This is a genomic window from Burkholderia gladioli, assembly GCF_000959725.1.
In the GTDB taxonomy this organism is placed as follows: domain Bacteria; phylum Pseudomonadota; class Gammaproteobacteria; order Burkholderiales; family Burkholderiaceae; genus Burkholderia; species Burkholderia gladioli.
This window is the reverse complement of the sequence record NZ_CP009322.1, coordinates 1,974,691-1,987,330: the sequence shown is the minus strand read 5'-3', so window position 1 is coordinate 1,987,330 and position 12,640 is coordinate 1,974,691. Positions and strand designations below refer to the sequence as shown.

The 12,640-nt window shown below is 68.1% G+C and carries 11 protein-coding genes; 3 read left to right on the top strand and 8 right to left on the bottom strand.

The genetic code is table 11. The features are described 5' to 3' along the window. Nucleotides 1-84 precede the first annotated feature (84 nt). The gene (gene deoC, locus BM43_RS08950; protein ID WP_036055817.1) at nt 85-765 is read right to left on the bottom strand and encodes a deoxyribose-phosphate aldolase; all 681 of its coding nucleotides are present in this window, start codon (nt 763-765) and stop codon (nt 85-87) included. A gap of 149 nt (nt 766-914) precedes the next feature. Between deoC and deoR the strand changes: the two genes are divergently transcribed. Beyond that, nucleotides 915-1,685 carry a DNA-binding transcriptional repressor DeoR gene (deoR, locus tag BM43_RS08945; protein ID WP_036055818.1) on the top strand — a complete coding sequence of 257 codons (771 nt, stop codon included), beginning with the start codon at nt 915-917 and terminating at the stop codon, nt 1,683-1,685. Between the two features lie 19 nt (nt 1,686-1,704). On the opposite strand, the gene BM43_RS08940 is transcribed toward deoR, so the two are convergent. The 6 genes from BM43_RS08940 to BM43_RS08915 all read right to left on the bottom strand — a co-directional run bounded on the left by BM43_RS08940 (nt 1,705) and on the right by BM43_RS08915 (nt 9,283). Then, a complete protein-coding gene (locus BM43_RS08940) occupies nt 1,705-2,787 on the bottom strand; it encodes an aldose 1-epimerase family protein (RefSeq protein ID WP_036055819.1) in 1,083 nt (360 codons plus the stop codon). A gap of 2 nt (nt 2,788-2,789) precedes the next feature. Further along, entirely contained in the window at nt 2,790-4,163 is a 1,374-nt protein-coding gene (gene fucP / locus BM43_RS08935; RefSeq protein ID WP_036055820.1) for an L-fucose:H+ symporter permease, read from the bottom strand. A gap of 59 nt (nt 4,164-4,222) precedes the next feature. Further along, nucleotides 4,223-5,149 carry a ribokinase gene (rbsK, locus tag BM43_RS08930; protein WP_036055821.1) on the bottom strand — a complete coding sequence of 309 codons (927 nt, stop codon included), beginning with the start codon at nt 5,147-5,149 and terminating at the stop codon, nt 4,223-4,225. A gap of 215 nt (nt 5,150-5,364) precedes the next feature. Further along, the gene (locus BM43_RS08925; protein ID WP_036055822.1) at nt 5,365-7,782 is read right to left on the bottom strand and encodes a TonB-dependent receptor; all 2,418 of its coding nucleotides are present in this window, start codon (nt 7,780-7,782) and stop codon (nt 5,365-5,367) included. A gap of 75 nt (nt 7,783-7,857) precedes the next feature. Then, entirely contained in the window at nt 7,858-8,262 is a 405-nt protein-coding gene (locus BM43_RS08920) for a DUF2946 domain-containing protein (RefSeq protein WP_036055823.1), read from the bottom strand. Between the two features lie 100 nt (nt 8,263-8,362). Next, a complete protein-coding gene (locus BM43_RS08915) occupies nt 8,363-9,283 on the bottom strand; it encodes a LysR family transcriptional regulator (protein ID WP_036055824.1) in 921 nt (306 codons plus the stop codon). Between the two features lie 120 nt (nt 9,284-9,403). On the opposite strand from BM43_RS08915, the gene BM43_RS08910 reads away from it, so the two are divergent. Continuing rightward, the gene (locus BM43_RS08910; protein ID WP_036055825.1) at nt 9,404-10,747 is read left to right on the top strand and encodes a cation:dicarboxylate symporter family transporter; all 1,344 of its coding nucleotides are present in this window, start codon (nt 9,404-9,406) and stop codon (nt 10,745-10,747) included. Nucleotides 10,748-10,797: 50 nt separating this feature from the next. Beyond that, nucleotides 10,798-12,072 (top strand): aminotransferase class V-fold PLP-dependent enzyme, encoded by a 1,275-nt coding sequence (locus BM43_RS08905; protein WP_036055826.1) that lies wholly within the window; start codon nt 10,798-10,800, stop codon nt 12,070-12,072. Between the two features lie 18 nt (nt 12,073-12,090). On the opposite strand, the gene BM43_RS08900 is transcribed toward BM43_RS08905, so the two are convergent. Then, nucleotides 12,091-12,618 (bottom strand): cytochrome b, encoded by a 528-nt coding sequence (locus BM43_RS08900; RefSeq protein WP_036055827.1) that lies wholly within the window; start codon nt 12,616-12,618, stop codon nt 12,091-12,093. Between the last annotated feature and the right edge of the window lie 22 nt (nt 12,619-12,640).

Genomic DNA, 12,640 nt, shown 5'->3' with positions numbered 1-12,640 from the left:
GGCTGTCCCTTGAAAAGGCATGGCGCGCTTCGGCGAGGTCCGCTTCAACAGGCAGCCGGATGGCTGCCTGTCACATTCCGCTGCTCAGTACCCGTTCCCCTGGTTCTCCCCGCCGCTGACGATCGCCACCCCCGAGCTGGTGCCCAGGCGCGTGGCGCCGGCCTCGATCATGGCCAGCGCGGCGGCGCGGTCGCGCACGCCGCCCGAGGCCTTCACCCCCATCTCCGGGCCCACCACGCGGCGCATCAGCCGGACGTCGTCGAGCGTCGCGCCGCCGTGGCCGAAGCCGGTCGAGGTCTTCACGAAGGCCACGCCGAGCTCGCGGCAGATCTCGCAGACGGCGACCTTCTGCGCCTCGTCGAGCAGGCCCGTCTCCAGGATCACCTTCAGCGGCACCGCGGCGCAGGCCTGCTGCACGGCCGCGATATCGGCCTTCACGTCGTCGAGGCGGCCGCTCTTGAGCGCGCCGAGATTGACCACCATGTCGATCTCGCCGGCGCCGGCCGCGATCGCGGCCGAGGCTTCGAAGGCCTTGGCCGCGGACAGGCCCGCGCCGAGCGGGAAACCGACCACCGAGCAGACCAGCACCGGGCTGCCGGCCAGCTCGCGCGCGGCCAGCGGCACGTTCGCCGAATTCACGCAGACCGAGTAGAAGCGATGCTCGGCCGCCTGGCGGCAGAGTTCGCGGATCTGCGCGTCGCTGGCGTCGGGCGCGAGCAGCGTGTGATCGATGGTTTGGGCGAGTTGGGCGTTGGAAAGCGACATGTTTTGGAACTCCACGGAGCGTGCGTCGAATGGATAGAAAAAACGGCACACGGAAAGTTGATGTTTTCACATCGGTTTGTTACAAATACGACATTCCGACCGGGCCCCCGCGCCCGGCACCACACGCGACGGGCAGGCAGGATACAGGCATGGAAACCAGGAAGGGCGAACGGATCAGGACGCTGATGAACGTGCTGCAAGGGCAGAACGCGATTCATCTGCGGGAAGTGGCCGAGCTGTTCGACGTGTCCGAGATGACGATCCGCCGCGACCTGGCCGACAATCCGCATGGCCTGAGCCTGATCGGCGGCTACGTGACGCGCCATTTCGATGCGCAGCGCAGCGATATCGGCGAATACCTGATCAGCGCCGAGAACCACCGGCAGACCGAGCAGAAGCGCCGCCTCGGCAAGCTCGCCGCGCAGTTCGTCAAGACCGGCGACACCATCTTCGTCGACTGCGGCTCCACCACGCCCTTCCTGATCGACTTCATTCCCGACGAACTCGAATTCACGGCCGTCTGCAATTCGCTGAACGTGTTCGCCAAGCTGCAGCAGAAGCCGCATTGCAGCGTGATTCTGTGCGGCGGGGTCTATCACCGCAAGAACATGGTATTCGAATCGGTGGCCGAGACCGGCATCCTCGACACGGTGCGCGTCTCGAAGGCCTTCATCTCGGCGGCCGGCGTGAGCGATCGCTGCGGCGTGACTTGCTTCAACTTCCATGAAGTGGACGCCAAGAAGAAGGTGATGCAGCGCGCGCAGAACCGCTTCCTGCTGGTCGACCACAGCAAGTTCGACGAAGTCCGCGCGGCTTATTTCGCCGAACTGACCGACTTCCACTACGTGATCTCCGATGCGCAGCCGAACCCGCGCTACGAGAGCAGCCTGCGCGAACACGGCATCGCCCTGGTGACCTGAGCGCGGGCGGCGCGGTCCCTCAGGCATCGCGCGCGGGCTCCATCGCGTACTTCCCCTCCATCATTTCCGCGGGGCTCAGATAGCCCGTCAGCACCTCGAATTCGCGCCTCGCGCCGGGCGCGAGCACGGCCACGTGCCCCTTGCGCTGCTCGGCCAGGTACCCTTCGGGCTCGCAGGTCGAGGGCAGCGCGAAGGCGGCCACCTGCTGGTCGGCGTTGTGCAGGATCCAGCGCGTCGCATGCGGGAACTGCTCGGGGCGATAGGCGGTATGGAACGCGCCGCCGTCCGGATGATGCAGCCGGAAATGCGCCAGGCCGTCCCGGCCGGCACGCGCCCGGTTCATGAAGAACACGATCTCGGGGTCGTACAGCCCGGGCGTGTCGAGCGTGGCGAGCCGCTCGGGTTCGCGCGCCAGCGCCGCCGTGTAGTCGCGCCAGGCCGGCGTCGGCCTGACATGGGCCGGCACGCTCTCGCGCAGACGCAGGCCGCCGGGCCCGAGCGCCTGCTCGAAGCGAGCGCCCGGCACATAGGCGTAGTTCAGGTGCGCCATGTACATCAGCTCCATCGGCGTGCCGCCCAGGTTCGTCACCTGCATGCCGATGCGCATCAGCGCCTCGTGCTCGGCGAGCCGCACCGAGGGCCGCGCCAGGTAGTGGCTGCCGAAACCCTGCACGTATTCGTATTCGCCCGTCACCTCCAGCCAGCCGCCGTGCTGGTCGGCACCCACCACCAGGCTGGCGCGATCCATCGGCGCGCAGGGCATCTCGCCGTGCAGCGCGTGCGTGTCTTCCGGCCCCGGGCAGCCGTTGCGCAGCAGGCCGCTATGGAACATGAAGCAGCCGTAGGTGTCGATGATCGAGGCCGCGCGCTTCGGCTGCCGGAACATCTGCTTCATGGTGAGATCGCGGCCGTCGAAGGCGGCGGCCCAGATCATCTGCCCCAGGTAGGGCAGCACCACCAGCTGCCCGCGGCGATTCTCCAGCCGCAGCGCCTCCACGCCCGATGGATAGGCGAAGGCGGTGACGCTCATGCCCTCGGCGCGGTACAGCGTGCGCGGCGTCTCGCGGAAGTCGTCGCGACGCAGTTCGATCTCGCCTCGCATGCTCAGGCTCCCGAGGTGTGGCGCGTGTCGACGTAGCGCGAGCCGGCATCGGCCTCGCCCGGCACGTCGGGCGTCGCGGCCGGCCGGTGGCGCAGGCAGTAGTAGCCGTAGTAGACGATCACCACGAAGCAGGCCAGCGGCACCACGAAGGCGAGCTGCATGTTGCCGCCGGTGTGGTCGGAGATCAGCCCCTGGATCAGCGGCACCACCGCGCCGCCGACGATGCTCATCACCAGGATCGAGCCGCCGTATTCGGTGTCCTTGCCCAGGCCGTCGATGGTGAGCCCGTAGATGGTCGGCCAGCAGGGGCCCAGGAACACGCTCACGCCCACCGCCGCGTAGACGGCCGTGATGTTGTGCACGCTGATGGTGTAGGCGAGCAGGGCGATGCACAGCACGCCGTAGACGATCAGCACCTTGGCCGGGCCGACGCGCTTCATCACCAGGGTGGCGACCAGCTTGCCGACGAAGAAGGCGAAGAAGGTGGCCAGCAGGTAGCGCGAGGCGCCGCGTTCGCTCAGGCCGCCGATCTGCATCGCCAGCCGGATCGTGAAGCTCCACACGCCGACCTGCGCGCCCACGTAGAGGAACTGCGCGACGATGCCGGCCACGAAGCGGCGGTTGCCGAACAGGCGCGCGAGCGTGCCGCGCGCGTCGATGCGATGCGTGGCCGCGGTGCCGGTGTTGCCCTTGCAGGACGGATAGGGCGTCAGCGCGAACACCACGAACACGGCGGCCAGCACCACGATCAGGAACTTGTAGGGCTCCAGCGTGGCCTGGATCATCGCCAGTTGGTGCACATGCGCCTCGGCGGCCGACATCGCCGCGAGCTGCGCGTGCGAGGCGTCGCCCTGCTTGAAGATCAGGAAGCTGCCCATGTAGACGCCCGCCATCGCGCCGAACGGGTAGAAGGTCTGCGAGATGTTCAGGCGGCGCGTGCTGGTCTCGCGCGGGCCCATCAGCGTCGAATAGGAATTCGAGGCCGTCTCGAGGAAGGACAGGCCGGCGGCGATCACGAACAGCGCCACCAGGAACATGCTGTACTTGGCCGTCGAGGCCGCCGGGAAGAACAGCAGGCAGCCGGTCGTGTAGAGCAGCAGGCCGACCAGGATGGTGGTCTTGTAGCTGAATTTCTTCACCACCGTGGCGGCCGGGATCGCCAGGAAGAAGTAGCCGAGATAAAAGGCCGACTGCACGAAGGCCGATTCGAAATCGGACAGGAAGAAGGACTTCTTGAACTGCGCGATCAGCACGTCGTTGAGGTTGGCGGCGGTGCCCCACAGCGCGAACAGGCAGCACAGCAGCGTGAACGCGAACAGGGGCGTGCGATTCAGGTAATAGCCGTCGGGCGATTGTTCGATCCTGGCTCGGCTCATGGGTGTCTCCTTCCCGGGGTTGTCTCTCTGTCTGGTTGCGTCGATGGGCGGCGCCGCGCTCAGCGGCCGGCGTCGCGCAGGAAGCGTTCGAAGCCGGCCGCGTCGGCGTAGGACTTCTGGGTGCCGAAGCCGGTGACCGAATGCGCGGCATAGGCCGAGGCGTGGCGCATGGCGCTGGCCGCGTCGCGCGAGCTCGCGTAGTAGCGCGCGAAGCAGCCGATGTAGGCGTCGCCCGCGCCGGTGGTGTCGCGTGCCTGCACCGGCACGCCGGCGACGTGCTGCACGCCCTCGCGCGAGACCAGCAGCGAGCCCTGGGCGCCCAGCGTGACCAGCACCTGCTTGAGGCCGCGCGCGACCAGCGCCTGCGCGGCACGCGCCGCGGCCTCGGGCGAATCGACCGGCATGCCGGACACGATCGCCAGCTCGGTTTCGTTGGGCACGAAGAATTCGACCGTGCGGATCCGCTCGAAATCGAGCGCGGCGGTGGCCGGCGCCGGGTTCAGCAGCACCGGGATGCCGTGCCGCGCGCCGAATTCGATCGCGTGATAGACGGTCTCGAGTTCGATCTCGAGCTGCAGCACGATCAGCGCGCATTCGCGCAGCTTGGGCGCGGCCGCCTCGATGTCGGCCGGCAGCAGGTGCCGGTTGGCGCCCTTGACGATCAGGATGCTGTTGCTGGAATCGGGTTCGACGAAGATCGGCGCCACGCCGCTGGGCACGCCGGGCACGCGGCCCACGTGGGTGGTGTCGATGCCTTCGCGCTCGAAGTTGCGCAGGGTGTTGTCGGCGAACACGTCGTCGCCGACCTTGCTGACCATCACCACGCGCGCGCCCAGGCGCGCCGCCGCCACCGCCTGGTTGGCGCCCTTGCCGCCGCAGCCGAGCTCGAAGTTCGGCGCCTCCAGCGTCTCGCCGCGCACGGGCATGCGCTCGACGTAGGTCACGAGGTCGACCATGTTGCTGCCGATCACGGCGATTGTCTCCATCTGGGTCTCTTCCTTGTCATGAGGGCGGAGCGGGCTCGGTCGGAAGCGGCCCGTCGCGGGTGATAATGAAATCACATTAAATGTGAGAATGCAATCTCATGATGTTAGTAGGGTCACACGATCGGGCGTGACGAAGCCGGGCCGGATTTCGGGCGGCCCGCTTCATCGAAAAGGGGGAGCGGCGGGCGCCGGCATTCGGCCGGCGCCCCGCGCCCCTACATCCGCAGCCGGCCTTCCAGGTAGAAGGTGCGGCCCGGATACGGGTGGTAGACGAAGTAGCGCGAGTCGAACAGGTTGTCGATGCCCACGCCGATCTCGCTGAGCTTGCTCGGATGGAAAGTGAACTTGGCATCGGCCACCAGGTAGCTGCTGGTGCCGCCGAACACGTTCGGGTTCGAATCGGTGTTGGTCAGCGTGTTGTACTGGCGCCCCGAGTAGCGCGCGGCGAGCGTCACCGCGTAGCGTTCGCCGATGCGGTAGGTGCCGGCGAGATCCGCGCGCCACAGTGGGATCCGATAGAAGGTCTTGCCGACCGTGGCCGGGTTCTGCGCGTTGGCGAGGATCCGCGACTGCGTGTAGGCCAGGCTCGCGATCAGGTCCAGGCCGCGCAGGCCGACATCCTGGCCCGTGTAGCTCAGCTCGACGCCGCGCGAACGCACCTTGCCGATGTTCTGGAAGTTGGTGACGTTAGGGATCACGGTGATGTCGGTCTGGCTGAAGATCGCGTTCTTCACCTCGTCCTCGAACAGCGAGAGCCGGAACAACCCGTTCCAGTGCGCCCACTCGGCGGTCAGTTCCTTCGACAGGTCGTTCTCGGGCTGCAGGTTCGGATTGTTGTTGACGATCGAGGAACCGGTGATTTGCCCCTGGAACAGCTCGCCCACGGTCGGGAAGCGGTAGGCACGCGCGATCGAGGCGCGCAGCGTCAGCTCGTCGGTCAGGTCGAAGGACAGCGAGGCCTTCGGCGAGTAGTGATGCTGGTCGGCGCCGGCGTAGGGCAGGCGGGTGCCGCCGAGCGATTGCGAGCCGCCATAAGCCTGCCAGTCCTCGTAGCGCAGCCCGTAGACGAGCTTCCAGCGCGGCAGGAAGCGCCAGGCATCCTGCGCATAGGCGGCCTGGGTCTGCGTGCGTCCCGCGAAGGCGTTGGCCAGGCTGCCGGCCGCGCCGTCGCGCCAGTCGGCGGTGTTGAAGGTGCGGCTGTCGGTGTAGTAGTTGTCGTAGTGGTAACCGAAGCTGAGAGCGTGGTTGGCCAGGCCCGCCTGCGCCGAGGGCGGGGTCCAGGTCGCCTTCAGGTCGAGCGTCTTCCAGCCGGTGCCGTCGCCGTAGGCGACCAGGCCCGGGCCGTTGCCGGGCACGCCGGAATTGGCGGTGCGCGCCACGCTGTTCGACACGTCGTAGAGCGAGGCGATCGCCTCGCCGTTCCAGCCCGTCGCGTGATGCGTCCTCAGCGACAGCCCGTAGAGCCAGTTCTCGCTCCAGCCCAGGCTCGGCGCCAGCGCGGCGGCCGGGATGTTGTACTCGTAGCCGCCGATGTTCACCAGCCCGCTGTAGACGGGCTTGCCGTTCGCGTCGCGCAGGAAGCTCGGCGTGTCGCTGTTGTAGGTCTGGTGCCAGTAGCCGAGCGTGAAGCCGCCCTGCAAGGTCGGCGTGAAGTCGTATTGCAGCTTCAGCTTGAGCTGGTCCTGCACGGTGTGCTCGATGCCTTCGCCGTTCACGCCGAGCACGGCCGTCGGCGTATTGGTCTGGTTGTTGTAGAACGAGGCGCCGGTCACCGGGATGTCGCCCGGTTTCGCCGGCGTGCTCGACTTCGCGAGCGTGGCGAACTGCAGCGGCTGGCTGGTGTTCTCCAGGTGGTTGGCGCCGATGAAGAACGAGAATTTGCCGATCCGGTTGCCGATCGTCGCGCTGCCTTCGCTGCCGTTGAAGTTGCGGTTCACGCCGAACAGGCTGAAGTGCTGGGTGAAGGCCTTCAGGTCGGCATCGGCCTGGAAGTGCGTCGGCATCCGGGTGCTGATCAGCACCGTGGCGCCCAGCGAATTGCCCGGGTAGAGCGCCGAGAACGGCCCGTAGATCACGTCCACCTGGCGGATCTCGGCCGGGAACACCATCGACCAGCGCGGCGGGAACGAATAGCTGTTGCCGAGCAGGTTCGACAGCAGCAGGCCGTCCGCGTAGACCAGGCCGCGCGCGCTCTGCGAATTGCTGGTGCCGCGTACCGCGATGATCGAATTGAGATCGCCGATGAAGCGCTTGCGCACCGCGAGGTTGGGCATGTACTTCAGCACGTCCTCGGTATTCACCACGTTCCAGTTCTCGAACTGGCGGCGCGTGACGGTTTCGGTCGAGGCCGGCAGGTTCGGGTCCAGCGCGGGGCGGGCGGTGCCGCCGCCGGCGGGCGAGGCGGCGCTGACGTTGACGGTCGGCAGCACCGCAACGGGGGCGTCGGGCGAGGGCGTCGTGCCGGACGTGGGCCCGGCTTGCTTGCGCGCGGCGTCGGGCACGGCGGCAGCCGTGTTGTCGGCATGGGCCGGCTGGATCAGCAGGGGCAGGGAAAAGGGCAGCAGGCCCAGCGCGATGGCGCGGGCACGCGGCCGCGAGCGGACATGCGCCGCTCGGGATAGGTAGGACAACATGGAATTTCCTGGAATGCATGGACATGCGGCTGCCCGCGCCAGGCAGGGCGTGGCGCGGCAGGCAACAGGCAAGGCTCAGGAAAGCCGGGGTGGGGCGCGGGGGCGGCCGGAAGGGAAGGCGCCGAGCGGCGTGAAGCGGGTGGACAGAACAGGCGCGGCGGCCAGCGCGACCAGCATCACCAGCACCAGCGGCGCGGGCGGCAGGCTGGGCAGCACGAGATGGTCGGCGAGCAGGTCGCAGTAGCCGCAGGCGGCCAGCGGGTCGGTGTGATCCATCTGCATCGCGCTGTCGGCCGGCATCGGCATCGACATGGCCATCGACTGCGATGGCGCGTGCGCGGTCGAGCAGATCGCGGCCACGGTGGGATCGTCCGCGCGATGCGCCGCCAGCAGCTGGCTGACCAGCGGCGCGAGCACGATCAGCCACATGGCCAGCAGGCCAAGCCATGCGGTGAATCGGGTGCGGGAGCGCCGGCGCATAGGAATCGGGTGGGAAAAATCGCAGCGCAGTCTACCACCGGCGATGGGCGGGAGCCAACCGGCGATGCGGGCCGGGCGGCGTTGCGCGGGCCGGCTCGCCTCAGGCACGCGGCGCGGCCGGCGCCATCAGGTTGAGCCCGAAGTCGCAGGATTGCGCCGCCAGCCGCGCGATCTCGGCATGCAGGGCCTGGGCCCGCTCGGCGCGGTGCAGCGCGACGTAGTGCACCGGCGGCAGGGCGGGGCGCGTGCGCACCACCTCGAGCGCGCCACTGTCGACCAGATGCGCGACGCAGGCTCGGGGCAGGTAGCTGATGCCGAGGCCCGACAGCGCCAGGCCGATCTGCGCGATCAGGCTGTTGCTGGCCAGCACGCGCTGCAGGTTCACGCCCTGCTCCTGCAGGAAGCGCGTGTAGAGCTGCCCGGTGCCCGACAGGTTGCCCTGCAGGATCAGCGGCAGTTGCGCGATGTCGGCCAGCGCGAGCGGCCCCCGGCGCCGCGGCGCCACGCCCGCCGCGCACATCCAGGCATTGTCGACGCGGCCCACCGGGGTGGCCGCGAAGGGTTCGGTTGCGTGGATCCGCGGCACCACGATCAGGTCGATCGTGTCGGCGGCCAGGCGCTCGCGCAGCGTCGCGTTGAGGTCCACCTCGGCCTCCACGCGCACCTTCGGATACGCGGCCTGGATCGCCGCCACCAGGCGCGGCAGCCAGGTCAGCGCGGTCAGCTCGGTCACGCCGATGCGGATCTGCCTGACCAGCGCCTCCTTCGAGATGATCTGCTCGACGATGCGGTCGCGCCGCTCCAGCAGATCCCGCGCGTGCTCGAACAGTTCCGCGCCCTTGTCGGTGAGCCGCGCGCTGCGATGCGCGCGATCGAACATGGTCAGCTCGAAGGCGCGCTCGAGTTCCTGGATGCGCTTGGAGACGGCCGACTGGGTGGTATTGAGCCGCGCGGCCGCGGCCTCGAAGGAGCCGAGCTGGACGATCCAGTACAGCGCCTCCATCTGCTTGAAGGTCAGCATCGCGCGGCCCTCGCATGAAGAAAAGCGATATTTTCACATATCAAAAAATCGCTTTTTTTGCTTATTTCGGCTGCATAAGGTGGTGGCCTGATCGCACCGACCCACCAACCTGGAGTGAGCATGGATACCGCCGTCGACAACCCGCCCGCCCCGCCGGCCCAGCCCGCCCCGCCCACGGTTCGCCGGCCGCGCCTGGGCCTGGCCTGGCAGATCGTGATCGGCCTGGCGCTCGGCATCGCGGCCGGGCTGGTGCTGAACCGTTTCCCCTCGCTGCGCGAGGCCGCCGTGACGGGCTTCCTGCAGCCGGCCGGCGACATCTTCATCAAGCTGATCCGCATGATCGTGGTGCCGATCGTCTTCACCAGCATGGTGATCGGCATCGCCGGCGTGGGCGACGGCAAGTCGCTCGGGCGCATCGGCCTGAAGACCCTGATCTATTTCGAGGTGGTCACCACCATCGCGATCGTGCTCGGGCTGCTGATCGGCAACCTGCTGCAGCCCGGCGTGGGCACCGATCTCTCGCGGCTCGGCCATGTCGATATCTCGGGCTACCAGCAGGCGACCCGGCAGGTGCAGGGGCATCACGGGCTGATGGCGCTGCTGCTGGGCGTGATTCCCGACAACATCGTCGCCTCGATGGCCAAGGGCGACCTGCTGCCGGTGATCTTCTTCTCGCTGCTGTTCGGGCTCGGCCTGCAGGCGGTGCCGGACGAGTACCGCAAGCCGGTGCTGGCGATGCTCAAGGGCATCGCCGACACCATGTTCAACGTCACCGGCATGGTGATGCGCTACGCGCCGATCGGCGTGTGCGCGCTGATCGCGGTGACCGTGGCGAATTTCGGCTTCGCCTCGCTGCTGCCGTTGCTGAAGCTGGTGGCGGTGACCTACCTGGCCATCCTGCTGTTCGCGCTGGGCGTGCTCGGCCTCGCCGCGCGTCTGTTCGGATTCCGGATCATGACGCTGCTGCGCGTGATCCGCCAGGAGCTGATCATTGCCTTCTCCACCTGCAGCTCGGCCACCGTGCTGCCGCAGCTGATGCGCAAGATGGAGGATTACGGCGCGCCCAAGAGCATCACCACCTTCGTGGTGCCGACCGGCTATACCTTCAATCTCGACGGCGCCTCGATCTATCTGGGCATCGGCACGCTGTTCGTCGCGCAGTTGTACGGCATTCATCTCGGCTGGCAGGAGCAGCTGGTCCTGACGCTGACCATGGTGGTCACCTCGAAGGGCGCGGCGGGCGTGCCCGGCTTCATGTTCGTGATCCTGCTGGCGACGCTGGCCAGCGCCGGGCTGCCGCTGGAGGGCCTGGCCATGATCGCCGGGGTGGACCGCGTGATGGACATGGGGCGCACCGCGCTGAACGTGGTCGGCAATGCGCTCGCGCCGCTGGTGATCGCCAGGTGGGAAGGTCGGTATGACGAAGCGAAGGGCCGCGCCTATCTCGCCTCGCTGGAGCAATGAGGCCGGCCCCGGTGGGCCGGCGGAAATCGATAATGACAGGAGCAAGACAGATGAGCAGTGAACGAGGCGCTTTTTTCCCCGAAACCCTGATGACGGAAATCAGGTCGCGTTTCCATCACGTCGATCGCGATATCGACGGCCGCGAGCGCCTGTTCCTCGACAACGCGGGCGGCTCGTTCCGCCTGAAGACGGCCGTCGAGGCCTGGGCGCGCGTGGACGCGCTGCCCGATTGTCCCGAGCGCATCCATGCGCGCGCGCTCGATCTACAGGCGATCCAGGCCGGTGGCGAGGCCGACGTGCGGACCATCCTGAACGCCGTCGGCGGCAGCGTCTATCCCTCGCTGACCGCCTCGGGCGCGATGTTCGAGATGGTGCGCGCGATCATGGAGAACGTGCCCGGCGGCAATGCCGTCACCACCATCCTCGAGCATCCGTCCTCGTACGACGCGATGACGTATTACGCGCAGCGCACCGGCAAGTCGCTGCGGCTCGCGCCGAGCAATCCGCGCACCGGTGGCGTCGACGTCGAGGCGATCGTCTCGCTGGTCGATGCCGACACGGCGCTGCTCAGCGTGATGGCGGCCTCGAACATCTCGGGCGCGAAGTTCGAGTTGGCCGAGATCGTGGCGCGCGCGCGCGCCGTGAAGCCGGACCTGTACATCCTGGTCGACGCGGTCCAGCATGCGCCGCATGGCCTGATCGACCTGCGCGAGACGCCCGTCGACGGCATCAATTTCGCGCCCTACAAGTTCTTCGGCTGCCGTGGCTCGGGCATCTCCTGGCTGTCGCCGCGCGCGGCGGCGCTGCCGCATCACCGGCTGGCGGCGCGCGACCAAGGGGTCTGGGAACTCGGCAGCCCGGCGCCCGCGCAGTTCGCGGTGGTGACGGCGATCGTCGACTACGTGGTGTGGATCGGCCGGCACTTCGTCGATTCGAACGATCGGCGCGCGCTGTTCGTGGCGGGCATGGAACGCATCGAGGCGCACGAGCGCGCGCTGCTGGCGACCCTGCTCGACGGCCGGGGCGGCCGGCGCGGGCTGCGGGCGATCGACGGCGTCGAGGTGTACTGGGATCACGACGAGCTGGCGCGGCGCGACCTGATCGTCGGCATCGGCTTCGCGAAACTGGAGCCGACGCAGGCGGTGCGCGAGTACGAGAAGCGCGGCGTGATCGTCTACGAGCGGGTGGCTACCAGCCTGTATTCGGGCCGCATGCTGAAGTCCTTCGGTTTGGCGGGTGCGGTGCGGATCTCGCCGCTGCATTGCCACACATCCGAGGATATCGAGCGTTTCCTGGCCGTCACCGAGGAGTTGGCGGCGGGTTGAGGCGCCGCCGCGCCGTGCTCACCAAGGCAGCATTCGCTGCAGCACGCGATCGCGCAGCACGAAGCGATGCAGCAGTGCCGCGGCGACATGCAAGCCGATCAGACCGATCAAGACCCAGGCCAGCACGCCATGCACGTCGCCCATGGCGTGGCCGAACGCGGAGCCGCTCGGCGACAGCGAGGGCAAGGGGAACAGGCCGGCCAGGAATACCGGCCAGTCCCGCGAGGAGGCATTGATCCAGCCCAGCACGGGCACCGCGATCAGCAGCAGGTACAGGCCGCCGTGGGTCAGCGCGGAGAGCAGGCGCGCGGCGGGCGACAGCTCGACCGGAGGCGGCCGATGGGTGGCGCGCCAGATCACGCGCAGCGCCATGGCGGCGAGCAGCGCGGTACCGACCGCCAGGTGGGCGGCGATCAGGCCGACCGGTCGCGTGTCGTGATGCACATCCGGCATGCACCAGCCGAGCAGGTATTGGACCAGCACCAGCAGGACGATCAACCAGTGCAGCAGGCGTGCGACGCCATCGTATCGATCCGGTTTCGACATGGAACACCCCGAGGAGCGAATT

Bases quoted from the DNA above. Each gene is read 5' to 3' on its own strand.
- BM43_RS08915 (WP_036055824.1), bottom strand. From the start codon at position 9,283: ATGCTGACCTTCAAGCAGATGGAGGCGCTGTACTGGATCGTCCAGCTC.
- BM43_RS08920 (WP_036055823.1), bottom strand. From the start codon at position 8,262: ATGCGCCGGCGCTCCCGCACCCGATTCACCGCATGGCTTGGCCTGCTG.
- deoR (WP_036055818.1), top strand. From the start codon at position 915: ATGGAAACCAGGAAGGGCGAACGGATCAGGACGCTGATGAACGTGCTG.
- fucP (WP_036055820.1), bottom strand. From the start codon at position 4,163: ATGAGCCGAGCCAGGATCGAACAATCGCCCGACGGCTATTACCTGAAT.
- BM43_RS08940 (WP_036055819.1), bottom strand. From the start codon at position 2,787: ATGCGAGGCGAGATCGAACTGCGTCGCGACGACTTCCGCGAGACGCCG.
- BM43_RS08910 (WP_036055825.1), top strand. From the start codon at position 9,404: ATGGATACCGCCGTCGACAACCCGCCCGCCCCGCCGGCCCAGCCCGCC.
- BM43_RS08905 (WP_036055826.1), top strand. From the start codon at position 10,798: ATGAGCAGTGAACGAGGCGCTTTTTTCCCCGAAACCCTGATGACGGAA.
- BM43_RS08925 (WP_036055822.1), bottom strand. From the start codon at position 7,782: ATGTTGTCCTACCTATCCCGAGCGGCGCATGTCCGCTCGCGGCCGCGT.
- deoC (WP_036055817.1), bottom strand. From the start codon at position 765: ATGTCGCTTTCCAACGCCCAACTCGCCCAAACCATCGATCACACGCTG.
- BM43_RS08900 (WP_036055827.1), bottom strand. From the start codon at position 12,618: ATGTCGAAACCGGATCGATACGATGGCGTCGCACGCCTGCTGCACTGG.
- rbsK (WP_036055821.1), bottom strand. From the start codon at position 5,149: ATGGAGACAATCGCCGTGATCGGCAGCAACATGGTCGACCTCGTGACC.